The organism is Gilliamella sp. B2785, from assembly GCF_026537005.1.
Classification (GTDB): domain Bacteria; phylum Pseudomonadota; class Gammaproteobacteria; order Enterobacterales; family Orbaceae; genus Gilliamella; species Gilliamella apicola_E.
In genome coordinates, this window is record NZ_JAFNNC010000007.1 from 82,717 (window position 1) to 108,714 (window position 25,998).

Here is a 25,998-nt window from a genome sequence, read left to right on the forward strand (position 1 = left end):
AGAATTGAATGGCTCAGCTGGGTCTGGTGAGTTATTTTTCTGCTGGCTTATGCAAACAATAAATATGTTTACCATGTTTATTGTTTGGCAATTTTTGATTATAAATTAACGCTCGTTTCAGCTCTGAGGGCCTTAATCCGAAACTTGCAACACAAGTTCGGCTAAAGTGAGCTGAATCGGCAAAGCCCATATTATTAGCTAAAGTTGTTAATGTTGCCGATGCGTCAAGCGTGTTAATAACATCACGCAATCTTTTCCATAACAGGTAGCCTCGGAAATTGATACCTAGATTTTCTCGAAATAGATGTAAAAAACGACTTTCGGATAAATAAATTTTATCAGCAATTTCTTTTGAGGATATCTGTTTTACCGGCAATAACGAAATTATTGAGGTCGCTTTAACTATGCGACTATCTTGCCGACAAAGACAACTGGTATTAGGGCGATATAATAGATTAACAATATGCTCGATATCGAATACCTGTTTATTTTCAATAGTATGTATAAAATATTGTGCCAGTATTGAGGCTTCTTCACGCGATAAACGATAAATAGGATCGTTTTCGGTAAAATGTGACAACAAATGAAAATAAGGCGCGTCGGGTTCGAGTAAAAAATTGATAGCGCAAGTTGTATTTAATTTATGTGACAGATTTGAACGAATAATAAAACCAAATTCACGATACTTTTTATCTTCTGTACTTAAAAAAATATCGTTTAGTGATATCGTTAATTGTAAACAAGGATGGCGATGAAAATCGGTATTAACGTTATGGAGAAAGTACAAAGTTGCTGAGTCTTGTTCATCTAATTGAATCACTGAATCAATATGCAAAATCCGCTCTCCTGCTTATTTTATATCTGAATACTATACCACTGATTAATACTTTACTCCTGCCACAAAATAAAAATCACGTTGATTTAATTAGCCAAGTATCAATTAACCTTCACCGAAGATTTTGCTAACCATACTATACCAATTAAACCTAAAAATATCATACCATATAGCCAAAATATTTCATTAATGCCAATTAATAAACCTTGATTGGTAATCTGTTGTGCCAGCATAGCTGATACTTGCATGTTAGATAAATCTAGTTGATTGAATTGTTGATAAGTGTAATTTAATGTTTGGGAATTTTGATAAATTATATCAGTCAATTGACTATGATGAATCACTTCACGACGCTCCCATAAAGTAGCGGTTAACGAGGTACCAACTGATGTCGACAACGTTCTAAAAAAGTTAAAAATACTGCCGGCAATTGCTAATTTATGAATGGGAATATCAGATAAAATAATAATATTTAAGGGCATAATAAAACACGCTATCGCAAAACCTTGATAAAACTGCGGCCATGCTGCATCAGCAAAAGTCATGTTTGATTCAAATGTATATGCTCGCCAAAAAAAACAGAGTGCAAACACAATAAAGCTAAACGTCACCACTTTACGCATATCAACATTTGAAGCAAATCGGCCAATTATTGGCGCAAGAAAAATAGGAACCAAACCAATTGGCGCCAACACTAAACCGGCGTAAGTTGCAGTATAACCAAACACACGTTGTAATAATTGTGGTTGAATAACCAGCGTGCCAATATGGAGTAAAAATGCCAAACTGATACAAATTGTGCCAATGGTAAAATTTCGGGATTTAAAAACGGATAAATCAATAATTGGATAATCTGTTGTTTGTTCCCAAATAATAAAATAACTAATAAAAACAACAGCTAATACAGAAAGAATAATAATCTGATTAGAATTAAACCAATCAAGCTCTTTTCCTCTATCTAATACCAGTTGTAAACATCCCACGCCAGCTATAAATAAAACTAATCCAATCCTATCAATGGGTAATTTGCTGGTAGCCGTTTCACGATCTTTTAATAAAAGGTGAACACCAAACCAAATGATGATCCCGAAAGGAATATTGATTAAAAAGATCCATCCCCAAAAATAATTATCACTAATCCAACCACCTAGAATTGGACCACAGATTGGCGCAATAATAATTGTCATTGACCATATGGCTAATGACATATTTTTTTTGGCCGGTGGGCAATACGCTAATAGCAAGCTTTGCGATAGAGGGATGATTGGTCCAGAAACCATACCTTGCAATAATCTTGAAAAAATCAGCATGGCTAAGCTATTTGAAATGCCACAAAGCCAAGAAGTGACTACGAAAAATAAGATAGAATAAGTAAATAATTTCACTTCACCAAAACGCTGAGCTAACCATCCCGTTAAGGGGATCGAAATAGCATTAGCAACGGCAAAAGAGGTGATAACCCACGTTCCTTGCGAATTTGAAGCACCAAGATTACCCGTAATGGTTGATAACGCCACATTAGTAATTGTTAAATCCAAAATCTGTAAAAACGCGATTACCGCTAATAAAATAATTAGTAAGATAAATCTGATGCCAGTTAAAGGCAATGAGGACGCTTTACTTTGATTCATTGAATAATCTGCGTAGCGTAGAAATTGGTTTTTACAATATCCTCAACGAGCTGCTCAAATTCAGTTTCATCAAAAGAAAGTGAATCCGTTTGATATTTTATCGTCTTCGCTGGAATATCGGTTAAAAGCTTACCTGACGTATCATGCGTATCCACATTAACATTCATTGATAAGCCTATACGTAATGGAAATTGTTTAAGTTGCGCTTTGTCTAATTCAATCCGTACCGGTAAACGTTGAATCACTTTGATCCAATTTCCTGTTGCATTTTGTGCAGGTAGCAAAGAAAAAGCGCCACCGGTGCCCATCGCAATACCACTTATCTTTCCTTTATACTCAACTTTTTCACCATAGTAATCACTTTCTAAGGTAACTGACTGACCGATACGAATATCGTTTAACTGTACCTCTTTAAAATTTGCTTCTACCCATACTTGATCTAATGGAACAATAACCATTAAACGCTCACCTTTAGTCACTTGTGTACCAACTTGGACACTTCGCCTCGCGACATACCCAGTTACAGGTGCGGTGATTTTGGTTCGCTTTAAGTTAAGCCAAGCTTGTTTTAATTTAAAAATTGCTTGCTGAATACTTGGTTGTTCTAATAATGGCGTTTTCATTAGTAGAGCATTATTAATGGCTAATTCATGCTTAGATATATTTAAATCATTAATAGCAAAATCGACATCTTGCCTTGCATGAATAATCTCTTCTTTTGAAATGACCTTTCGTGACCAAAGATTCTCCCGGCGTTCAAGATCTTGCTTAAGTTTGTCTAAGGTGACTTGTTTTAACTGAATGCTGGCTGAAAGTTTTTCATTTGTGATCTGAATTTGATGCAACTCTCTAATCGCTTTGATTAACGCATTTTTGGCATAACCAAATTCATTTTCTGCATCAACTGCATCAATCGTTGCGATCACATCATTTTGTTGAATAAAATCGTTATTATCGACATTAATCGTCAATATTCCACCATTTACTTGCGCATCAACCGGGACCTGATTACCCATAACATAAGCATTATCAGTTGATTGATTAAATCGACTAAACATAAACCAATAAACGCCATAAGCCAAAGCAAAAAAAAGAAATAATAGCGTTAATATAATCAGCTTCTTTTTACGTTTAATTGGGTGCGGTGGCGAATCTATCTCTTTATCCATACTTTTGTCCGTCTTACTACAACATAATTAAGGGTAGAAAACAGTAGTATTAGATAGATAATTGGCTTTGTCTTGAATAAAGTAGCTAACTTGATTTTAAATTGATATAGCTGATTTATTTGAATGAATCTTGGGTAATTAATACTTAATATATCGACTATAGAATGTAGAAAGCAAAAACAGCAGTCAAAATTCTATAATCGCGATTTTAAAGAGAAATCATTTAACGTGCTGATTGAAACGGTATAGACTCCTCAATATTTTTTACAGAGATATAAATCAAAAATGTGATTTATGCCTAAAACGAGAGCCAACGGTGGGTAAAAATGTTGCTCCGGCTTTAACATCTAACCAAATTTGCCGATAACGTTGGCGTCGCTTTACTCGGCAATAATTCGCCAATATGGAAAACCCTTGCTTTTCCATTATCCACAGGAAACAGGACTTCCATTTAGCGGCGGTATTGGAGTTAATCCCTAATTGCTGATTAGCGGTTTTAAGGGTTTCACCTTGTAGCAATAAGTCAACAAAAGGTAACCACAGTTCGCAATGAGATAAATGATCTAATTGATATTTTTTGAGTGGATTAAACGTGCGTCGACAGCTTCGGCAACGAAAATTAAGGCGGTGACCAATACGAACAGTCAGAGGTGATTCGCAATAATCGCAAGGCATGACAGATGTACTGAGCAAATCTTTAAGCCATGATTTAAATGCTTTCGCTTGCTGACTGACCTGGTTAGGGGTGGTTTTCTCAAGGTCTAATACCGCTTGATAAAGGTCAGGCTCATGCTGTTCCAGCAATTGCCGAATAACATTATCCCGTCTACGAGCTGCTCGTGGTGACAGGTTGAACTGAGCTGCAATAAAACTGTGGGGTTGAGCCGTTAAGGTGTACGGAGCAATATCAATCAGCAATGATGTCGGTTTAAGGCGCTGGCATAATGGACTTGCTGCAACGAACTTGGGCAACTGTTGCAAAAATCGCTCTGCAGCAGGCTGTTGCTTACTCGGTAAAATTGCATGATACATTATTACGCTCCTTATAACGGTATAGACTCCTCAATAATTTTCACAAACACTATAGCCTAAAAAGTAAACTCTTGGAATTGTTTAATTAACAACTGCCCAGCCTAAACAGAATATGCTATATTATTTTTTAACTGATTTTACAAGGCGATAAGATGGATATAAAACTCACCAAGCATGATGAAGGCACGGACGATGTGTACAGCATTATGCAACGTGTGTTATTGCGTGATAACCAAATTGACCACCTAATCATCACCCCTAAATCCTATATTAGCTTCCGCAGTACCAAACTGATGGACGATTTAGAACAAAGCCTAAAATACGTCCCAACTTATCAAGTGGTTGAACGCATCCGTAAGGAAGAAAAGTTAATTGCTAAAGAGAAGTTGGCGGTTGAGAAGGATAAGACAAAAACAGCTCAACAAAAAGCAAAAGAAATAAAAGGAAAAGCTGAGACTGAAAAGAAAATATTGATTAATGCTTTGTTGGATAAAGGTGTTTCGGTTGAAGATATTGCTAAAATTTTGGGGATAACGGTTAAAAAGATTGATAAAATATTGGGAAAAGAGGGATAGTTTTAAACTAAATTAACTATTCATTTATCAAATAATGTATTGAATACTATGCAAAATAATTGGCATTTTTAATGAAAAAAACAAAAGATAAAGTTTTGATTCATGCAACAAAAATATCTTTAGATGAATGGCTTAATTATGTTTATGCAAATGAAAAAACAGATAGTTTTTTGATTCTTGATTGTTGTTTTCCTACTGATGAAATGAAAGAACAATATATAAAAGATATAGATCAAAAAACAGATAAAGAAGTTAAATTTTTACTATCAAAATTCTTGATTTCAGGCGGTCGATTTAATTCTGACAATATCATTGAAGACTTTTTTTTCATGCAACCAATAGAAAAGCAGGAACAACTTTTAAATTCCTTTACCTACTATCAACGTCTTATTTCATTGAAAGATTGGAATATATTATGGCCATCGATTACTTGGATTGTCGATTTATTACCCTCGAGCCCTTATGATGCAATAAATGCCATAAATTCATACTATTCTGCTCATTGTTTATTTTTAACAGATCATAGAATACACGGAATATCTGATGCTATAAGTCTTATTGAAGCTAAATATATAAGTCATAAATTACCTATAAGACAAATATTATTAGATATTCCTTCTAGAGATTTTGAATTATTAACGGCTTATCTATATAACAAAAAAGGTTACAAAATTAGAATAACACCAAGGACTAGAGATGGTGGCTATGATGTTTTAGCTATAAAAGACAACCAAAGAGAATATGAAAAATTGCACATTGAATGTAAAAGATATACGGAGAAAGTTGGAGTACAAATAATCAGGGGAATCTTAGGTACATTAAATGTAGAAAATGCGACAAAAGGCGTTATTGTTACAACATCAGATTTTACGAAAACAGCATATGATGAAGCAAAAAAATCATGCCGATTGGAACTCATCAACATTAATGAGTTTGATAAAGATATGAGAGAAAATACGGAAATAAATTGGATACAAAAAATACCTCAATTTATTTCAGAAATAAAGAAGATATTATAATGAAACTATACGAAAACTGGATTTTACAATATCATCAAAATCGGTATATGAAATATCTTTCAACTGAACAAATAAACGATAGGCTTCGTTATCTTGTAGAAAATTTAACTACATTGGAAACTAATGGAAAGATAGGTATAAGAGATATTCGAGTTAGTCCTTGGACAGAACTGATGATTAAGTTCACTCATACTATGGAAGAAATGAAGATACGTAATGAACTTCCAAAAGAACAATTGTTATTCAAGAGTGCCGTACCTAAACCAATGTTAGAAGCATCTGATCGTTTAAAAGAAATTAACCATCTAGCTAAAATCAAAAAACCACATCTTATTAAATTTAGCAATAAAGAATATTTAAAAAATAATAGCTTTAAAGTTTCTTTAGCAAGTTCATTTTTAGATCCCTCATTAAATGTTGCACAAAGGGATGATGAAATGAAAGCAACATTTCATGTAAACCCCGATAATATAACTATTAAAGATAAATACGGAAATATAATTAAACCAATTGGAAATGTGGATTTTTCTTACGAAACTCAAAGAGATTATTATGTATTTTGTACTAGTGGTGAATTTGATATACGGTTATTCAGTGACTTTGATACGGATAGTTGCCTATTTATCTACAATTCTCAAAAGTTTGCCGATGAACTAATTGCTGAGTTAAGAAACCATATCGAAATTGAAGATTTTGCTTATAAAATGGTCGAGTATATTGACCCAATACAGAATAGATTAAGGAATTCAAAACCAATAATTGAGTTTCATAAGCATATTAAATATTTATATCAACATGAATATCGACACGTAATAATAACAAAAAATGGATCACCAATGCCCAAACACATATATTTAACACTTAATTCAATTCAAAATTATTCTGAATTAATTTGTTTATAACCTAAAACAAATACATTAATCTTCATTTTCCACAATCCAATTAATATATAAACCAACTTACCTCATGCAGATTTGTGGTTAACCTATATTGGTTTGTTGGATGCTAAAAACAGTAATAACACGATTGCTAATCAGATTTGCATTAAATGTGGCACCATCAGGACATGGCGACGCAGATGGTGTTATTCAATGCAATTACGGCGCTTAGTAAGTTTGGCAATTTAAAGTTGATAGCAGTAAATATTAATTGAAATCGAGGATCGCTCCTCAATAATTTTTACCCCTTTACACACACCACTTGCCTTAATTGATGCACTATTTCGACTAATTCATTTTGCGCAGTCATAACGGTATCAATATCTTTGTATGCCGTTGGGATTTCATCAATCACGCTGGCATCTTTTCGACATTCGACATGTGCCGTTGCTTTGATTTGATCTTTAATGGTAAATCTGTTTCTCGTCGCTGTTGGGCTTATCATTCACAACACAATGTGAACAGGAGCAGAAATTGTATTCATTGACCAGTCCTTGTAAAATACAGTTTTTTGCGATTTAGAGAACCAAAAAACAGAAGAGTAATGATGCCGACAGGCTAAAAAAATATTTGGCAAAATTTGGGCTGAGTTGGGATGAGATTAAACAGGTATAACTAAATGAATAGCATTAGAGAACTTTTTTTTGTTATGACCGAATACCAAGGAAATACATTTTATTCTGATGTCATTTCATTCTGGTCAAATAAGCAAAATTATCATCGTTATTTACAACATATTGGGGAAAACATCATCGAACCTGAGGATGCACTTTATATTACTGATGCTGCTAATTGGGAGCTTTATGCTCTATCCCGTGTATTAGATATATTAACATGCTCCTTACAACACTCTTCTCATTACCCGCATATTTCATTGGATGAGTATATAGCCTTTGCCCAAAGTATTGGCTTAAGCTGTGAGCAACCTAAAGAGTTTCATCCATTTTTTTATGAAATTACGGATGTCAAAGTAGGAAAGGATCCTTTTTTGTTACACGCTGTGCATTACCCAGCTTTATTTTTGGGTAACTTATTAATCAATCGAGGGGGTGCAACAATCACCTTGCCCGATGAGCAGTATCCGATTCAAGAGATAAAAACAGCACCGATCTATTGGGCCTATACCAGAAACAATCGTGAAGCCCATGATTTGTCACACGGATGGGGACATAACTCTCAATGGCGTACCAGCTTTCGATTTGATTTTAAAACTGAAAAAGGACTTTTTTATAATTTCACAGGCAAGGATAGTCTAAACCATCCTGATCAAGAATTATTAACCAAATTACAAGAAGATAATATTTCGCTAAATGAAGCCATTGATCTTGTTCGTTATCGGCAATTGCTTTATATCCATAAAAAAGATGAATTATGGCCCTATGACTATCGACTTTTTGAACCACATACTAAAATATTGATATAGGGTTGTTTAATATATATAGTACTTCACAACCCTATAAACTTGGTATAAAATTCACCCGCTTTCCTGAATAGTGCTGCTGCAGGAAAACAGTAATTATCTTCTCAATTTGAGGAGACGCTTTTTTATTGTTTTCTAGGTGGCTATTATGTCTACATTTTCCCGTTTACAAAAACGTTTGTCCCGTCTTGGGATTGAAAGTCATTTTAATAATGATATTTATACTTTAAATAAAGAAAATACTTCTGCTCAGATTTTGTTACCGAGTCCATTGCCATTAGAGCAAAAAGCGGTAGAACAGCTACTGAACTTTGCATCTGTGAGCGTTCCTAATAGTGTAGGGAAAGTTTGCATGGCTCGTGCTACACCTGATTTTCATCCGGGTGCGGTTGCGCCTGTTGGTAGTATTGTTGCAACTACACAGGATTTAGTTATTCCGGCAGCAATTGGTACCGATATTAATTGCGGTATGCGGCTTTTTACCACGGGTTTAAGCTTTGATCAGGTGTGTGAACAAAAATCGACAATTATTGCACAGTTAAAACGTGTGTTATTGCAAGATGAGCGTGATGTACCTGTTACTCCACAATCTTTTCAAGCATTATTCGAACAAGGCCTTGCAGCATGGTTATCGGCGTTACCGCAGCAAGGTTTGTGGAATTCAGTTAATTATGAACGGTTACACGCAGAGCTTGATAAAATATCGGGTAATCATTTAATTAAGGCAGATAGTCAGTATGCGCCTGAAGCCTTTTTTGAAAAGCGCGATATTATTCGCCCTGCGAGTTTAGGTACAGTCGGATCTGGCAACCATTTTGTCGAGTTACAAATTGTTGATGATATTATCGATCGACATTTAGCTTATCAATTAGGTCTTGAAAAAAATAGTGTTGTCGTCATGATTCACACTGGATCGCGTGATGTCGGTTTTTACATTGGTCAGCGTTGGCAAGATAAAGCAAAAGCTTTATGGCCGATTAATGAAAAACAACCAAAATCAGGATTGTTTGGTTTAACAGATAGTCACGCACAAGCCTATTTACAAGCTATGGGCGTTGCTGCGCGTTATGCTTGGATTAATCGAATTGTGATTACCGAATTGATACGTAAATCACTTGCAACTATTTTTCATCAAGATAATAGTCAACTCGTGGTCGACATTTCGCACAATATCATTTTGCCTGAACATGAGATGAATATTCATCGTAAAGGGGCGACGCCTGCTTATGCTGGTCAGATAGCTTTAATCCCTAGCTCAATGGGTGATCACTCTTATGTGGCAGTAGGAAAAGGTAATGCTGATTGGTTATGGTCTTGCTCACACGGTGCAGGTCGAGCAGAAAGACGACAAGCTATGCGTAGCAAAAAAGTTGAATATGATAAGGTTAATTTGCCATGGCAATGTATTACCTTAAAAGAAGAACGGCTACGTGAAGAGGCGCCCACAGCCTACAAACCGATCACACCAGTGATTGAAGCACAACAAAACGCCGGTTTGATTCAAACAGTGGTTAAACTTAAACCGTGGGTTACGTTTAAGGTGTAATTTTTATACAACAACCGCATTGACTTGGTTTGATGCGGTTTTAAAAATTACTTTGTTTGCGCAAGTATCGGCTAAATCAGCAAAAAAACTCACAACAACTTGTTTATAGCAAACAATACCAAGCCAATAGTTATTGCTTATTAAAATTTGTAAAAAATATTGGGGAGTCTATACCGTTATCTGGTTTAAGGTTTCCAACATTTAACGGTGGAAACCTTAACAAGATTATATATAGTTTAAAAGGGATTTTTCTGCATTGAGCAACTTTATTTAACCGCTATCAATTCATTACACAAATAGTATCAATACCCAGCCGCTAAACCATCCCCTCTCGGGTCGGTTGCGCCCATTAGTAGATGATGATTGGTATCGATAAGAATGGCACCGGCATGTCCCATGGTATCCGAGTAATCATCAATAAATTGCACATCATGCCCACGTAATTTGAGGGAATGAATTACATCGTTAGGTATGCGCCCTTCCACTTTAAGATTATTGGAAGATGCACCCCATGTGCGGCCATGTAACCACCTTGGTGCATTAATGGCATCTTGAGGTGTCATATCAAAATCAACAATTCGTGTCACAATTGCCGCTTGCGTTTGGGGTTGTCCTTCTCCGCCCATGGTACCGTAAACCAGATAAGGTTTATTGTCTTTTAAAAGCATGGCTGGATTTAACGTATGAAAGGTGCGTTTATTTGGCTCTAAACGATTAATATGGTTAGGATCTAACGAGAAAAAACTACCACGATTTTGCAATAAAATTCCTGTATCTTTAGCAACAATGCCGGAACCAAAATCATGGTAAATACTTTGAATAATAGATACCGCATTTCCTTCTGCATCAACAACACCAAACCAAACGGTATCACCTTTAGGATCTAATGGCTTTATTTCTACACGAGCCTTTTGCATATCAATTTGTTTTGCTTGTTGCTGACCATGTTGGGTAGATAATAAGAGATCAAGCGGAATCTGATTAAAATCGGGATCAGTAAGGTATTTATCTCGATCAGCAAATGCTTGTTTTGTTGCTTCAATTATTAAATGGTAATAATCCGCACTGCCTTCCCCCAAGGATTTTATATCAAAATTATTGAGTATATTTAGAATCTCTAACGATGCCATACCTTGTGTATTGGGTGGTAGATTATAGGCGGTATATTCTCGATAATTAACATGGATCGGGGCTACCCATGTAGCACGATGCTTAGCAAAATCATCTAAAGTTAACACACCACCATGGCTTTGCAGATCGTTGACAATATTTTTGGCAATATCACCCTTATAAAATTCCTTAGCGCCTTTATTTGCTATGGTTTTTAATGTGTTAGCTAAATCGGGTTGTTTAAGGATTTCGCCAATTTGGTAAGCTTGCCCATCGTCTTTTAAGAATACTTTTTTAAACTCCGAAAAACGCTGTAACTCCCGAAACTCTTTGTCTTTTGGATCAATATTGATTGTTGTCCAATAATTTAAGCTAGGTGAAACCGAAAATCCATGTTCGGCATAATCAATTGCTGATGCGAATAACGTGCGCCACGGTAGTGCATTTTTCATATTTTTAGATGCATATTGGTACGCCTCATCCCAACCGGAAACCACCCCTGGAACGGTATTGGCTGCCAGATAACCTCGTGAGGGAATTTTATGGAAACCTTGATTTTTATAATAGTCTATCGTGGCTAAACTACCAGAACGACCGCTGGCATTTAGCCCTTTTAGTTCTTTGGTTTTAGCGTTGTAGATTAACCAAAAGTTATCGCCACCAATGGTATTCATTTGAGGATAAACAACAGCAAGCGTTGAAGCTACGGCAATCGCTGCATCAACCGCATTGCCTCCTTTACGTAATACATCAATTCCAGCTTGAGTCGCTAAATAATTGGGGGACGTTACCATGACATTGGTCGTTATCGGGTTAAGACAATGGGAAGGGGTATCACAGTACTTCCCTGTATTGGATAGCGGTATATCAGCAGCGCCAGATAAATGACTAATAAGCAATAAACTTATTAATATTGGGTATCTTTTCCTCATTTTAGAAGTTCCTCAATTGTTAACTGTAACATTTTGAGGAATGCATTTTCTATGCCAATAATAAACTATTTAAATTTTGCAGCAAAAATGATTATGACCAATGATGATAATACCAATCTGAATTGCCTTATAATGCAAGCGGTGTTCCGCGATACTTCAAATCCGGCTGTTTAATCCACTGCTGAGCATCAATAATCGCCAGCTCTCGGGCATTTTGTTGTTTGGTGATATCGAGCACGTGATTTGCAGCATTGGCAGCGAGTTCAAAGGCGGTTAATTGTGATTGTCCATTGACTAAATGGGCTGTAAACAGACTACAAATTAAATCGCCAACGCCTAATGGACGGTGTGGAAAATCGTATAATGGTCGAGCCAGATGATAGCTTTGCGATGGTGTGGCTAAAATCATTTCAAATAATTCAGTCGTTTTACCGGCATGCAGCAGATTTTTAACTAATATGGCTTGAATCGGCTTATTTTGCAGTGTTTTTATCGCTTTAAGCACATCGTTAAACGTTTTGATTTCCAGATTCGATAATATCTGTAACTCCAATAAATTTGGCGTGATATAGTCAGCGTATTTGATTGCTTGCTTAGTGAAGAAATCAATAATATTTTGTGGCAAGGAACTGCCTTTATTGATATCGCCCCCCATAACCGGATCGCAAACATAAATCGCATTAGGATTATAAAATTTAATCTTTTTTACGGCTTCAAGGATTTCTTCACCTTGTTCGGCAAGTCCAATATAGCCCGAAATAATGGCGTCAATGGATGACAATACGCCAATTTTTTCTAAACTATTGACGATTCGAGTGATTTGCTGAGCGCCCAGCACAATGCCGTCATAATGTGGATAAACCGTATTACTCGATAACTGAACGGTGTGAATTGGCATCACTTCGACACCTTGCAATTGCATCGCTAGCGTCGCCACTTTATTACCGGCATAACCATAAACAACATTGGACTGAATTGATAAAACGGTTTTCATATATTGACCTTATTATTCATCATAATAACGATATTTGCTTAACAAGTAGATGCAGATAATGGATATCAGTGCTAAACCGCAATAAAACAAGGCTAAGGGTAACCAAAAACTTTTGAAGGTATAAATAACATAACCCCCTATCATCGGAATTAAGCTACCAAAAATAGCCGCACATCCTTGATAACTCATTGATAACCCGGTATAGCGCATTCTGGCAGGGAAAATACGACTTAAATACCCAGCTATCACACCATAAAAGCCGCTATAACAAATCACATTTAACGAAATACCAATAATAAAACTGGTTTTTGTGCCTGAATTTATAATCGGGAATAACAAGAATACCGATGCCATTGCCAACATTGCTGTACAAATCAAAAAGCGTGTTGCCGAGAATTTTTCTGACCAATAAGAGATAAACGGTTGAGCAACAAAATGGACAATAGCGATCCAAAACAGTGCATCAACTATCACTGATTTTTCGACACCAAGTACCAAAGTAGTATAACCAATCATTAAGGTATTGGAAAAGATACCGCTAAATGACAGCACATTAGCACCAATCGCTAATATTAATAATGGCAATGCTTTTTTAAATACTTCAATAATCGGTGCTGACTCTTGCTTTAAGTCTGCTTGTTTTTTAGATGCTTCAACAAAAACCGGCGATTCGGTTAACGTCACCCTAGCAATAATGCCAATAATTAACAAAATCGCACTGGCTAAAAAAGGAATACGCCAATAACCGCTATCAATCAGTTCATTAACCGGTAAACGAATAATATAAGAAAAAACCAGTAATGCTAAAATATTGCCTGCTGGGCTTCCCCACTGAGCAAAGGATGAAAAGAAGTTTTTCAACCCTTTCGGCGCATGTTCATTCGTCATCAACACGGCACCACCCCACTCACCACCAACGGCAACACCTTGTAAAATTCGCAATGCAACCAATAACGTTGGTGCCAAAATACCGGCTTGTTGATAAGACGGTAATAACCCAACAAAAGTGGTCGCCGTCCCCATTAAAAGCAAAGTGATAATAAGTGATTTTTTACGCCCTAAACGGTCACCAATATGCCCAAATAACATCGCACCTAAAGGACGGGATAAAAAACCTACTGCAAAGGTAGCAAATGCCCCTAAAATTTGTACAAACTCGTTATCAGACGGAAAAAATAGCTGACCAAAAATCAATACCGATGCTAACGCATAGATATAAAAATCATACCATTCAATAGTAGTACCAATAAAAGCAGCAAACGCCACTTTTTTTGCAGATGAATTTGACATAAGTAAACCTTGGGTAGAGGAATGTATGACCAATAATGAATAATAAAACTAGCACAAAGCTATCAACATCACAATTCGTTATCTGAAAAGAGATTAAAAATTATATATAGAAATTTAATAATATTTCTATTTTACTAAATACGTTCAACTTGATGTGTGCGAATTAATTATAACACTTTAGCTTTGGGCTTCCGATAACTTTTATCTTATTGTAGTAATAACATCTTCAATCAACTTTGAATATGCACAAATCGCATAATGGTATATAAAATTGATATTTCCTTATTTATCGATAATCGCTTTTAATTAGATTTAATAAAAATATCGGTAAGGAATCATTATGGGATTGATCGCGCCTCATGCTAGTGGCAGTTTACAACCTTTACAGGTTGATGACGATGAACGGCTAGCTCTGCAACAATATGCAAAAAATTTACCAGCAATTACCTTATCCAGTCGTGAAACTGGAGATTTAGTCATGTTAGGCATCGGGGGTTTTACACCTCTGTATGGCTTTATGCGAGAAGAGGACTGGCGTAGCGTTTGCGATAATATGCATTTAGCGAACGGGGTTTTTTGGCCAATTCCCATAACCGTATCTGTGACCGATGCTCAAGCTGATACCCTAAAATTAGGTGATGAAATCGCTTTAAAAACACCAGATGGGCAGATAATCGGTATTTTGAATGTGGATAGCATTTATCGTCCAGATAAACAATATGAAGCTAATCAGGTATTTACAACGACAGATCCAAGCCATCCTGGTGTTGCAATGCTGATGGCTCAACCACCGGTTAATTTAGGTGGTAAAGTCCGGGTTCTGCACGATAATGGCTTTAAAGCACAATTTGGTCAATATGCTTTAACGCCACAACAGACACGGGAACGCTTTAATCAATTAGGTTGGAAAAAAATAGCGGCCTTTCAAACTCGTAATCCAATGCATCGCTCACACGAATATTTAGTTAAAACCGTGTTAGAACTTTTTGATGGTGTGCTTATCCATTCATTATTTGGTAACTTAAAACCCGGCGATGTACCGGCCAACATTCGTCTTAAAGCAATTAATCGTTTAATTCATAATTACTTTGTGCCAGATTCCGTTATTCATTCCGGTTACCCTTTAGATATGCGCTATGCTGGGCCGAAAGAGGCGTTACTACATGCCCTTTTTAGACAAAATTATGGTTGTAGTCATCTTATCGTTGGCCGCGATCATGCTGGGGTTGGGGATTTTTACTCACCGTTTGCTGCACAAGAGATCTTTAGCCATTTGCAGGACAACGATTTACTCATTAAGCCAATTAAGATTGACTGGACATTTTATTGCCATAAATGTGACGGTATGGCATCAACGAAAACCTGTCCACACGGTAGTGCTGATCACGTTCTTATTTCAGGCACGGAGGTCAGACGGCGTTTACAAGCCAAAGAGCCGATACCAGAAACTTTTAGTCGGCCAGAAGTCGTTGCTGAGTTATATCAATGGGTAAATCAGTAATCAGCTAAATAGTTAATCATCCATAAATCAATAAAGGGAAAAGCCATGCTAGATTTAACTAAAGTTAACCAAAAATTGCAAAATCAGTCACCGTTAACCATTATTGAATGGGCACTGAAAAAACAACAAGATATTCCAGTGAAAAGTATTATCAGTACCCATTTTGGCCCTTATGAGGCAGTACTTTTGCACCTTGTTACCCAAATCGATCCGAATATTAAGGTTGTTTGGGTCGATAACGGTTATGCAACCAATGCAACCTATCGTGTAGCCAATGAAATTACTAAGCAACTTAATCTTAATTTACATATTTTTGTTCCACAAAGGACGACCGCTTATTTAAATGTGCGATATGGCGGGCTACCTGAACTTGATACTCCGGAACACACCGAGTTTACACAAATTGTTAAAATTGAGCCGTTTAACCGTGCTTTGTCTACGCTTAAACCCACATTGTGGTTTACTGCACTACGCCGTGAACAATCTGCGCTAAGGCAAGAACTCAATATTGTAACAAAAGCAGGGGACAATTTATTTAAGATCGCCCCAATACTCGATTGGACGAGTCAAGATATGCAGAATTATATCGAAAAACATAATTTACCTAACGAAATGGACTACGTCGATCCAACTAAAGGACCACAAGGTAGAGAGTGCGGTTTACATAAAATAACTTTTTGATTTTTTATAAATAAACAACATTAGACTTTACTGGCAAAAGGTAAGTGAATCTAAGTTGGTTGGATTTACCATAGCACGTTAAGGTTACGAGCCAATAGCAATTTAACGATAGCTAAACGCTATCAGATAAGGTCATCGTATGAGTACACAACAATTTCCTTTTAATTGTGATGAATTAAAAAAAATTATTGAAAATTACAACGATAAGCAGCTAGCTTGGTTATCGGGTTATTTATGGGGACGGGCGGAAAAAAGTTCCGTCGAACAAGTTTTACCGAGTACCACTCTCCCCTCCAATATGACACAAGCGGAGCAAAAAGTCACAATCATATCGGCATCACAAACCGGTAATGCCCGCCGAGTCGCTAACGAGTTAAGTCAGGATATTGAACGTTTGGGTATTGCGGTGACTCATCTGCCGGCAGGAGAATATAAAGCTAAAAAACTCAGTCAGGAAGAGATATTAATATTGGTGACCTCAACCCAAGGTGAGGGCGAGCCACCGGAAGAAGCGCTGTCACTCTATAAATATCTGTTTGCCGCTAAAGCGCCTAAATTAACTCATTTACAGTTTGCGGTTTTTGGCTTAGGCGACGCTTCTTATCCAAAATTTTGTCAAGCCGCTAAAGACTTTGATCAACGATTAGCTGAATTAGATGCTCAGCGCCTGCTAGTACGTGTAGATGCTGATACAGATTTTCAAACCGTAAGTACCTCTTGGCGACAGGCAGTGATTGATAAACTTAGTCAATTTCAACTATCAAACACACAATCGCCAACAGAAAATTCAACCAGTATAGCCGTTAACAGTAGCCTTTATCACCGCGATAATCCATTTATTGCAACCGTTAACGTTAATCAAAAAATCACCTCACGCGATTCAGATCGTGATATTCGTCATATTGAGCTTGACCTGTCCGATTCGGATCTTCATTATCAGCCTGGTGATGCGGTAGGTGTTTGGTATCAAAATAGTAATGAACTTGTGGAGGAGATACTAAGTATCACCCAACTTGCAGGTGAGACGCCAGTTGAACATCATGGACAACAGATCGCTTTAAAAACAGTTCTGACTGAATATGTTGAATTGACTCAAAATACGCCGATCATTATTGAAAAATACGCTCAAGCCGTTCAACATCCCGAACTTCTTACCTTAATTGGCGATCGAGAAGCCTTATTGGAAATGAGTCAAACATTACCACTGGTTGATATGCTTAACCGCTATCGCGGCAAGATAGCGGCACAGGTCTTCGTTGGATTGCTTCGGCCTCTTACTCCGCGTTTCTATTCCATTGCTTCTGCGCAAGATGAAGTTGGCTCAGAAGTTCATCTTACCGTAAATGTAGTACGTTATCAGGTCGACGATAAGATCCGTATGGGCGGCGCATCTGGATTCTTAGCAAATCAAATTGCTGATCAAGATCAAGTCAAAATTTTTATTGAGCATAATGATAATTTTCGATTACCTGATGATACTCATGCACCAATCATTATGATTGCTGCCGGTACGGGCATTGCCCCCTTTAGGGCGTTCTTACAACAGCGTGCGAGTCAAGGTGCTACCGGTAAGAATTGGTTATTCTTTGGCAATCCACATTTTATATCCGATTTTCTCTATCAAGTGGAATGGCAGAGCTATGTTAAAGAAGGTCTGTTAACTCGCATCGATCTTGCTTGGTCACGAGATCAAGCTGAGAAAATCTATGTACAAGATAAATTAATTGCTCAAGCCAGTGATATTTGGCAATGGCTACAAGAAGGTGCCTTTATCTATGTTTGTGGAGATGCTAAACGTATGGCAAAAGCGGTTGATTTAGCGCTTCAACAAATTTTGATGACTCAAGCACAATATAGTCAAGAACAAGCTATAAGTTATTTGGATGAATTAAGAAGTCAAAAGCGCTATCAACGAGATGTTTACTAATGATAAACAGATACAACAACTAATATTAATTTATCGAGTGATGTAATATGAGCAAATCTAAAACAGTTACCCTGACTCAAACAGTCAATTTAACACCGCCACAAAATGATGTCTCTGATCTGCCTTTATCGGATTCTGAACGATTTAAGCGAGAAAGTAATTATTTGCGAGGCACTATCGTTGATGATCTTGATAACGGTTTAACGGGTGGCTTTAACAGCGATAATTCTCAGCTAATTCGCTTACATGGTATGTATCAGCAAGATGATCGCGATATTCGTAAAGAACGCACAGAACAAAAACTCGAGCCACTGATCTCCATGATGTTACGTTGCCGCCTGCCTGGTGGTATCATCACCCCAAAACAGTGGCTGACTATCGATAAATTTGCTACTGAAGCAACAAAATATGGCAGTATTCGACTCACGACTCGACAAACTTTCCAATTTCACGGACTGTTTAAACGCAGCCTTAAGTCTGCTCATCAGCTGTTGCATAAGATAGGGCTAGATTCGATCGCCACTGCCGGTGATGTGAATCGTAACGTTTTATGTACTTCAAATCCTGTGGAATCAAAAGTTCATCAACAAGCTTATCATTGGGCAAGCAAAATCTCAGAACATCTTTTACCGAAAACCCGTGCTTACGTTGAAATATGGCTGGATGGTGAAAAGCTTTCTACACCCGATAGTGAGCCAATTTTAAGTTCGACTTATTTACCGCGTAAATTTAAAACTGCCGTTGTCATCCCCCCGATTAATGATGTGGATGTTCATGCTAATGATCTTAGCTTTGTGGCAATAGCAGAAAAAGGCGAACTAATTGGTTTTAATGTATTAGTTGGTGGTGGTTTGGCAATGACGCATGGTGATAAAACAACTTACCCACGCAAAGCCGACGATTTTGGTTTTATTCCTGTCGAAAAAGTACTGACTTTTGCTGAGGCCGTTGTGACCACCCAACGTGATTGGGGTAACCGCAATAATCGAAAAAATGCCAAAACTAAATATACGCTTGAACGTGTTGGCGTGGAAAACTTCAAAAAAGAGGTTGAACTACGTGCCGGAAGTAAATTTCTAAGTAGTAAACCTTATAAATTTAGTCGACGAGGTGATCAATTTGGTTGGTATAAAGGTATTGATGATAACTGGCATTTAACGCTATTTATTGAAAATGGTCGGTTACTTGATTATCCCAATAAACCATTAAAAACCGGCGTTGCAGAAATTGCCAAAATTCATCAAGGTGATCTGCGTATAACCGCCAATCAAAACTTAATTATAGCTAACGTGCCAGAGGAACAAAAAGCAGCCATTGAACAAATTGCACGTCAATATGGTTTGCTTGACGATACTGTCACATTACAACGTAAATATTCCATGGCCTGTGTGTCTTTCCCAACTTGCCCACTAGCTATGGCTGAAGCAGAACGGTTTTTACCGACGTTTGTAACTAAAATAGAACAGATGTTAACTCAGCATCACTTATCCGATGATTATATTATTTTGCGTGTAACCGGTTGTCCTAACGGTTGCGCCAGAGCCATGTTGGCGGAAGTGGGCATGGTGGGTAAAGCACCTGGTCGCTACAATTTATATCTCGGCGGTAATCGAGAAGGCACACGAATTCCTCGCTTATATAAAGAAAACGTGAATGTAGAGGAGATTTTATTAGCACTTGAACCACTTATTGCCGCATGGTCCATTCATCGCAATAAAGAAGAAGGATTTGGTGATTTTGTTATTCGTCATGAGATTGTGAAACCGGTACTCAATTCAGCGATCGATTTTTATCAGGAGGCGAATTGAGATGAGTATAAAAGTTGTTGATTGATAATTTTAAACTATGTTTATTGACTGTAGGCATATATAGCCATAATTCATATGGTTATTACTTTATCATATTTGTCTTTTTTATACGTTCTTTTATACTGAAATTACTTATCAAAGTACATAATTTTACTAATAAAATTACGAATAAGCATAATTTATAAATTAGACAAAATGCTTATAACCAGTTTCATCATATTGCTTATGCTTGCTTGCGGTCTGAAATTTTTTAAATAATTCACTTTTTAGTTATTAATTATATACAGCAACTTACACATAAATAATACAACTATATAACGGGAATAAAGTAATTTTTACTAGGAAGATCGTCATGAATATACAACAATTAAGGATTATTCACGAAGCTGCGCGTTGTAATTATAATTTAACCGAAGTCGCAAATTCTTTATACACATCTCAGTCTGGTGTAAGCCGACATATCAAAGAGCTAGAAGAAGAGCTGAATATTGATCTTTTTATTCGTCAAGGTAAGCGCTTGATTAACATGACTGAACCCGGTTTAGAATTGGTGGTTATTGCCGAGCGAATTTTAAATGAAATTAATAATATTAAGCGGTTATCAACCATTTTTTCTAATACTGATGAAGGTTCATTAGTGATAGCGACCACCCACTCTCAGGCCCGTTATATTCTCCCAAATATTATAAAATCTTTTAGAATGCTTTTTCCTAAAGTTCATATCATTATCAATCAGGGATCATCTAGTGAAATTATCTCTCAGCTTCTTTCTGGCGAAGCGGATATTGGTATTGATAATGAAAGAGTGGATAACAATTCACTTGCTATTTACCCTTTTTATCGTTGGCATTACTCGATAGTTACTCCTAAAGATCATCCTTTGACTAAAGTCGATAAAGTGACGTTAGATATGTTACAAACATTACCTATCATCACTTATCGTCAAGGAATATTTCCTCGTAAAAGTATTGATAAAGCTTTTTCGGCTATTGGATTGACACCCAATATCTCGCTCAATGTTCAGGAGCCTGATGTTATTAAAACCTATGTTGAGTTAGGTTTAGGGATTGGTATTTTAGGTAATAAAATGTACAACCCTGATCATGATATCAATTTAGTTGAATTGGATGCGAAACATCTGTTTGAATCACATGTTACATGGCTAGGATTAAAACGACATAAATTACAACGTAATTATATTTGGCGCTTTATTCAATTATGCAATCAAGAGTTGTCACTCGAAGATATCAAAAGTCATGCATTAATTGAGCAAACTCATTCCAAAATACTTGATTATCAGATTTAATTTATAGGAATCATTCTCCTTAAATCATAAACTCTAATAGCTCATCTTGCATAAAAATATTAACGAGTGCAGGTTGCCAGTAGACAGTATCACCAATTTCAACTTGCTGTTGTTCATATTGTCGATAGCTAATAGATACATCAATATGCTTTGGTTGTCCGGCTACAGCAATTTCCAGAAAGACGGTTGGACCAGCAGTATGTATACGTACAACTTCTCCTTGGATATCATTTTTTCGGGCAATTTTAGCAATACTGATTTCGTGAGGTCGAACATAAGCGATAGCAGACTGATCAGGCCAGGTACCTTGTTCCTTCATATCTTTGTGAAAATCACCAATGATTAATGTATTATTTTCAATATAACCATATAAAAGGTTAACATCCCCTAGAAAATGCGCAACAAAGGCGGTTTTTGGTTGCTTATAGACTTCAGCAGGGGTACCTATTTGCTCTATGTGACCTTGATTCATTAAAATTATTCTATCAGCAACTTCCAGTGCTTCTTCTTGATCATGGGTAACAAAGATGCTGGTAACATTAAGTTCATGATGAAAATCACGTAACCAACGTCTTAAATCTTTACGGACTTTAGCATCTAAAGCACTAAATGGTTCATCAAGCAACAACACATTAGGTTTCGAAGCCAACGCACGCGCTAACGCAACTCGCTGACGCTGACCACCTGACAGTTGGTCTGGATAACGTTTGGCAAAATGGTCAAGTTGCACTAATTCGAGTAATTGATTAACGCGTTCATCAATTGCTGTTTTATTTAATCGTACAGATCTTGGTTTCATTTTTAGTCCAAATGCCACATTTTCAGCTACATTCATATGCCGAAATAACGCATAATTTTGAAAGACAAAACCAATATCTCGTTGCTTGGCGCTCAGCTTAGTTACTTCCCTATCAGCAAAATAGATTTGCCCTGAACTGGCTGTTTCTAAACCCGCTATAATGCGCAGTAAAGTTGTTTTTCCACAACCAGATGGGCCTAATAGTGCAACTAATTCACCTTGTTTTATGCTGAAATTGATATTTTCTAAGACATTAACGTGTTCAAAACTTTTATTGATATTGTGTAGTGTAATACTCATATCTACCTCTTAGTTCCCGTAATGACATTCATTGGCTAAGCGCCTTTCAATCCATTGACGAATCAAGAGTAACGCAAGCGACATAATTAATAGCAAAATAGCGACACTAAATGCGGCAACAATATTGTATTCATTGTATAAAATCTCAACATGAAGCGGTAAGGTATTGGTGTAACCACGAATATGCCCAGAAACAACCGATACCGCGCCAAATTCACCGAGTGAGCGAGCGGTGCAAAGAACAACACCATGCATTAAGGCCCATTTAATATTGGGTAAAGTAATGTGGAAAAAAATTTGCCAGCCATTTGCACCAAGGACGCTGGCGGCCTCTTCTTCATGAGTACCTTGTAACGCCATTATCGGAATGAGTTCTCTTGCCACAAAAGGAACGGATACAAAAATCGTTGCTAAGATAATTCCTGGAATCGCATAGACAATTTGAATATTCCACGCCTGCAAAAACGGATACAACGCACTTTGTGCGCCAAATAGCAATACATAGATTAAACCCGCAACAATGGGGGAAATCGAGAACGGTAAATCAATTAATGTGACTAATATTTGTTTGCCTTTGAATTGATATTTAGTTATGACCCAAGCTGCACATACACCAAATATCACATTTAATGGCACCGCTACACCAACGGCAATCAGTGTTAATTTAAAAGCGGATAAGGTATCTGGCTCAATAATCACTTGCCAAAATGCATTTACACCATTAGCTAGCCCCTGCGCGAGCACCACAACTAGCGGCAACAATAAAAGTCCGAAAAACAGTAATACCGCCAACAAGATTAGCAATAGCTGGAAACGGGTTACTCTCTTTTTTTCTGTTATTGATTGTAATATCTGCATAATCTTATATTAATGGTTTTTATTAATCTTACGGTTAAGTTTTCGCTGTAAACTGTTCATAATTAATAACAATACAAAAGCAATCAGTAACATCGTTACGCCAATCGCGGCAGCGGCATCATAAGCATATTGATCAAGTTTTGAGACAATTAATAACGGTAATATTTCGGTCTTAAATGGAATATTACCGGCAATAAAGACTACTGAACCATATTCGCCAATAGCACGAGCAAAAGCGAGGGTAAACCCCGTTAGCCAAGCTGGTAAAATGGCAGGTAAAATAATATGCATAAAAATTTGCCTAGGCGATGCACCAAGCAAACTCGCCGCTTCTTCTTGTTCACGTGGTAAATCAGCCATCACCGGTTGCAAAGTACGCACAACAAACGGCAATGTAACAAATAACAGCGCTAAGGTAATGCCAATGGGGGTATAAGCAATTTTAAAACTGAACCATTGCCCAATTGGCCCGTTTTGGGCATAAATTGCGGTTAACGCAATGCCAGCAACGGCTGTTGGTAAAGCAAACGGGATATCAATACAGATATCCATTATCTTACGTCCTGGAAATCGATAACGCACCAGTACCCAAGCCAATAATAAACCAATAAAGCTGTTTAAACCGGCATTGATAAATGCGGTACTTAATGAAAGAGTTAATGCCAATAAAAACTGTTTGCTGACTAATAACCGATGCCACTCCTCAAAAGACAGCTTTGTTGAATAAAGAAACAAACCTAATAACGGAATAAGCACAATCAAACTAAGAAAGGTTAAAGTGTAACCTAACGTTAAGTTAAAACCTGGGATGATCCGTTGTTGTTTAATGCTTGCAACTTTCATAACATTCACCTTTATACCGCAAAGCTAAGTGAGCACACACATAACATTGCCAGAATAAGTAGTAATTAGTTTATCTCAGCATAAATTGCATCAAAGATGGCCCCATCACTAAAAAATTTTTTTTGCACTGTTTGCCATCCACCAAAATCGTTATCAACCGTAACTAACTTAATAGTAGGAAACTGATCAGCATATTGTTTAAGGACATCAGGATTAACAGGACGGTAAAAATGCTTGGCTATAATATGTTGTGCCGGATCGCTATATAAGTATTCCAAATAAGCTTGCGCTTGCTTACGTGTACCTTTGCTATCAACAACTTTATCGACTAAAGCCACAGTCGGCTCAGCTAAAATGGATAATGAGGGCATAATAATTTCTAATTGATCGCCACCTTGCTCTCTTAACGCCAAATAAGCCTCATTTTCCCAAGAAATTAAAACATCACCTAAGCCTCGCTGTACAAAGCTAATGGTTGCGCCTCTGGCACCTGTGTCTAAAACCGGAACATGTTGATATAATTTGGTGACAAAGTCTTGAGCTTGTTCATCGTTACCATAGGTACTTTTAGCATAAGCCCAAGCCGCCAAAAAATTCCAACGAGCCCCACCCGAGGTTTTGGGATTGGGTGTTATTACCTCAACATCATCTTTTATGAGATCACCCCAATCATAAATCTGTTTTGGATTACCTTTACGCACTAAAAAGACAATAGTTGAATGGTAAGGCGCACTATTATTTGGCAACCTAGCTTGCCAATCAGGTGATATGTTAGTTTGATAACGGTTTAACGCATCAATATCACACGCTAAAGCAAGCGTAACCACATCGGCCTGCAAACCATCAATGACCGAACGCGCCTGTTTACCAGACCCACCATGCGAATTATTTATCGTCAACCGTTCACCGGTTTGCTGCTGCCAATGCTCGATAAAAGCCTGATTATATGCTTTATAAAGCTCTCGCGTGGGATCATAAGAAACATTGAGTAATTCAATTGCTTGCGCTTGATGCATAAAAGTGCAAATTGCCAATAAGATTAAGCTGATCCCATGCCTATATAATTTTTGAAAAAGAGGTAAATTTTTCACTCGACACCTCACGCTACGCTACTAATGTATTGGATTAGTAATGATAAAAATATGAAATAATTAGACCAAATTATGGTGAGATGCGAAAACGATTATTTTGCATTTAGTTATAACAAAAATAGATATATAGGTGTGGAGGGAGATGAGGAGAGGTGAATATAAAAATTAATATATTTATAATATTTAAAGGCTCGGCTTAATATTCAATATATCAAGTAAATCCTGCTTAATATATTTTTCACGTTCTAAAATAAATTCTTTGAAATCTTCAAAATCAAGAGAAACATTCTCAGATAAATGATGTTGTTTTAAAAAATGATGAATAGCATTTTGGTTATCAAAATTTTGTTCAATCGATCCTTGTAATGCCTTATTCCTTTAAAAATGAATTTT

21 protein-coding genes and 1 pseudogene are annotated in these 25,998 nt (G+C 36.9%); 10 read left to right on the plus strand and 12 right to left on the minus strand.

Annotation, left to right across the window (positions count from 1 at the left end; all coding sequences use genetic code 11):
* Positions 1 to 31: 31 nt before the first annotated feature.
* The 4 genes from J3U24_RS09075 to J3U24_RS09090 form a co-directional block, all read right to left on the minus strand.
* On the minus strand, positions 32 to 835 hold the full coding sequence (locus tag J3U24_RS09075) for an AraC family transcriptional regulator (protein ID WP_267337190.1): 804 nt from the start codon (positions 833 to 835) through the stop codon (positions 32 to 34).
* A 101-nt stretch (positions 836 to 936) separates the two neighbouring features.
* A complete protein-coding gene (locus tag J3U24_RS09080; protein ID WP_220680117.1) occupies positions 937 to 2,466 on the minus strand; it encodes a DHA2 family efflux MFS transporter permease subunit in 1,530 nt (509 codons plus the stop codon).
* Entirely contained in the window at positions 2,463 to 3,635 is a 1,173-nt protein-coding gene (locus tag J3U24_RS09085) for an HlyD family efflux transporter periplasmic adaptor subunit (protein ID WP_267337193.1), read from the minus strand. Before J3U24_RS09085 ends, J3U24_RS09080 begins: the two co-directional genes overlap by 4 nt.
* Positions 3,636 to 3,914: 279 nt before the next feature.
* Entirely contained in the window at positions 3,915 to 4,667 is a 753-nt protein-coding gene (locus J3U24_RS09090; protein ID WP_267337194.1) for a hypothetical protein, read from the minus strand.
* Positions 4,668 to 4,819: 152 nt separating this feature from the next.
* Here J3U24_RS09090 and J3U24_RS09095 point away from each other — a divergent pair, with 152 nt between their 5' ends.
* The 3 genes from J3U24_RS09095 to J3U24_RS09105 all read left to right on the plus strand — a co-directional run bounded on the left by J3U24_RS09095 (position 4,820) and on the right by J3U24_RS09105 (position 7,163).
* Positions 4,820 to 5,242, plus strand: coding sequence for a hypothetical protein (locus J3U24_RS09095; protein WP_267337195.1), 423 nt, complete (start codon positions 4,820 to 4,822; stop codon positions 5,240 to 5,242).
* Between the two features lie 71 nt (positions 5,243 to 5,313).
* On the plus strand, positions 5,314 to 6,261 hold the full coding sequence (locus J3U24_RS09100) for a restriction endonuclease (RefSeq protein ID WP_267337197.1): 948 nt from the start codon (positions 5,314 to 5,316) through the stop codon (positions 6,259 to 6,261).
* Positions 6,261 to 7,163, plus strand: a complete 903-nt coding sequence (locus tag J3U24_RS09105; protein WP_218059967.1) for a hypothetical protein — start codon at positions 6,261 to 6,263, stop codon at positions 7,161 to 7,163. Before J3U24_RS09100 ends, J3U24_RS09105 begins: the two co-directional genes overlap by 1 nt.
* Before the next feature lie 277 nt (positions 7,164 to 7,440).
* On the opposite strand, the pseudogene J3U24_RS09110 reads toward J3U24_RS09105, so the two are convergent.
* Positions 7,441 to 7,714 (minus strand): annotated as a pseudogene (locus J3U24_RS09110) (RtcB family protein); the annotation flags it as partial.
* A 104-nt stretch (positions 7,715 to 7,818) separates the two neighbouring features.
* On the opposite strand from J3U24_RS09110, the gene J3U24_RS09115 reads away from it, so the two are divergent.
* The gene (locus J3U24_RS09115; RefSeq protein ID WP_267337199.1) at positions 7,819 to 8,622 is read left to right on the plus strand and encodes a hypothetical protein; all 804 of its coding nucleotides are present in this window, start codon (positions 7,819 to 7,821) and stop codon (positions 8,620 to 8,622) included.
* Positions 8,623 to 8,767: 145 nt separating this feature from the next.
* The gene (locus J3U24_RS09120; protein ID WP_267337200.1) at positions 8,768 to 10,165 is read left to right on the plus strand and encodes an RtcB family protein; all 1,398 of its coding nucleotides are present in this window, start codon (positions 8,768 to 8,770) and stop codon (positions 10,163 to 10,165) included.
* Positions 10,166 to 10,467: 302 nt separating this feature from the next.
* Here J3U24_RS09120 and ggt read toward each other — a convergent pair whose 3' ends face one another.
* The 3 genes from ggt to J3U24_RS09135 all read right to left on the minus strand — a co-directional run bounded on the left by ggt (position 10,468) and on the right by J3U24_RS09135 (position 14,491).
* Positions 10,468 to 12,207, minus strand: coding sequence for a gamma-glutamyltransferase (ggt, locus tag J3U24_RS09125; RefSeq protein ID WP_267346995.1), 1,740 nt, complete (start codon positions 12,205 to 12,207; stop codon positions 10,468 to 10,470).
* A gap of 127 nt (positions 12,208 to 12,334) precedes the next feature.
* On the minus strand, positions 12,335 to 13,201 hold the full coding sequence (pdxY, locus tag J3U24_RS09130; protein WP_267337202.1) for a pyridoxal kinase PdxY: 867 nt from the start codon (positions 13,199 to 13,201) through the stop codon (positions 12,335 to 12,337).
* A 12-nt stretch (positions 13,202 to 13,213) separates the two neighbouring features.
* Positions 13,214 to 14,491 carry an MFS transporter gene (locus J3U24_RS09135; protein WP_065733644.1) on the minus strand — a complete coding sequence of 426 codons (1,278 nt, stop codon included), beginning with the start codon at positions 14,489 to 14,491 and terminating at the stop codon, positions 13,214 to 13,216.
* Between the two features lie 340 nt (positions 14,492 to 14,831).
* Between J3U24_RS09135 and sat the strand changes: the two genes are divergently transcribed.
* The 5 genes from sat to J3U24_RS09160 all read left to right on the plus strand — a co-directional run bounded on the left by sat (position 14,832) and on the right by J3U24_RS09160 (position 21,714).
* The gene (gene sat, locus J3U24_RS09140; protein ID WP_267337203.1) at positions 14,832 to 15,992 is read left to right on the plus strand and encodes a sulfate adenylyltransferase; all 1,161 of its coding nucleotides are present in this window, start codon (positions 14,832 to 14,834) and stop codon (positions 15,990 to 15,992) included.
* 45 nt (positions 15,993 to 16,037) lie between these two features.
* Complete coding sequence (locus tag J3U24_RS09145) at positions 16,038 to 16,673, plus strand: phosphoadenosine phosphosulfate reductase family protein (protein WP_065562758.1); 636 nt, start codon at positions 16,038 to 16,040, stop codon at positions 16,671 to 16,673.
* 139 nt (positions 16,674 to 16,812) lie between these two features.
* Positions 16,813 to 18,600 carry an assimilatory sulfite reductase (NADPH) flavoprotein subunit gene (locus J3U24_RS09150; RefSeq protein ID WP_267337204.1) on the plus strand — a complete coding sequence of 596 codons (1,788 nt, stop codon included), beginning with the start codon at positions 16,813 to 16,815 and terminating at the stop codon, positions 18,598 to 18,600.
* A gap of 47 nt (positions 18,601 to 18,647) precedes the next feature.
* Complete coding sequence (gene cysI, locus J3U24_RS09155; protein WP_267337205.1) at positions 18,648 to 20,408, plus strand: assimilatory sulfite reductase (NADPH) hemoprotein subunit; 1,761 nt, start codon at positions 18,648 to 18,650, stop codon at positions 20,406 to 20,408.
* A 352-nt stretch (positions 20,409 to 20,760) separates the two neighbouring features.
* Positions 20,761 to 21,714: a LysR substrate-binding domain-containing protein gene (locus J3U24_RS09160; protein ID WP_065733648.1), complete on the plus strand. Its 954-nt coding sequence runs from the start codon at positions 20,761 to 20,763 to the stop codon at positions 21,712 to 21,714.
* A gap of 19 nt (positions 21,715 to 21,733) precedes the next feature.
* Here J3U24_RS09160 and J3U24_RS09165 read toward each other — a convergent pair whose 3' ends face one another.
* The 4 genes from J3U24_RS09165 to J3U24_RS09180 all read right to left on the minus strand — a co-directional run bounded on the left by J3U24_RS09165 (position 21,734) and on the right by J3U24_RS09180 (position 25,563).
* Positions 21,734 to 22,813 (minus strand): sulfate/molybdate ABC transporter ATP-binding protein, encoded by a 1,080-nt coding sequence (locus J3U24_RS09165; protein ID WP_220225442.1) that lies wholly within the window; start codon positions 22,811 to 22,813, stop codon positions 21,734 to 21,736.
* Positions 22,814 to 22,822: 9 nt separating this feature from the next.
* Positions 22,823 to 23,671, minus strand: a complete 849-nt coding sequence (cysW, locus tag J3U24_RS09170; protein ID WP_267337208.1) for a sulfate ABC transporter permease subunit CysW — start codon at positions 23,669 to 23,671, stop codon at positions 22,823 to 22,825.
* Positions 23,672 to 23,680: 9 nt separating this feature from the next.
* Complete coding sequence (gene cysT, locus J3U24_RS09175; protein ID WP_416380479.1) at positions 23,681 to 24,499, minus strand: sulfate ABC transporter permease subunit CysT; 819 nt, start codon at positions 24,497 to 24,499, stop codon at positions 23,681 to 23,683.
* 80 nt (positions 24,500 to 24,579) lie between these two features.
* Entirely contained in the window at positions 24,580 to 25,563 is a 984-nt protein-coding gene (locus J3U24_RS09180; RefSeq protein ID WP_267337253.1) for a sulfate ABC transporter substrate-binding protein, read from the minus strand.
* Positions 25,564 to 25,998 lie beyond the last annotated feature (435 nt).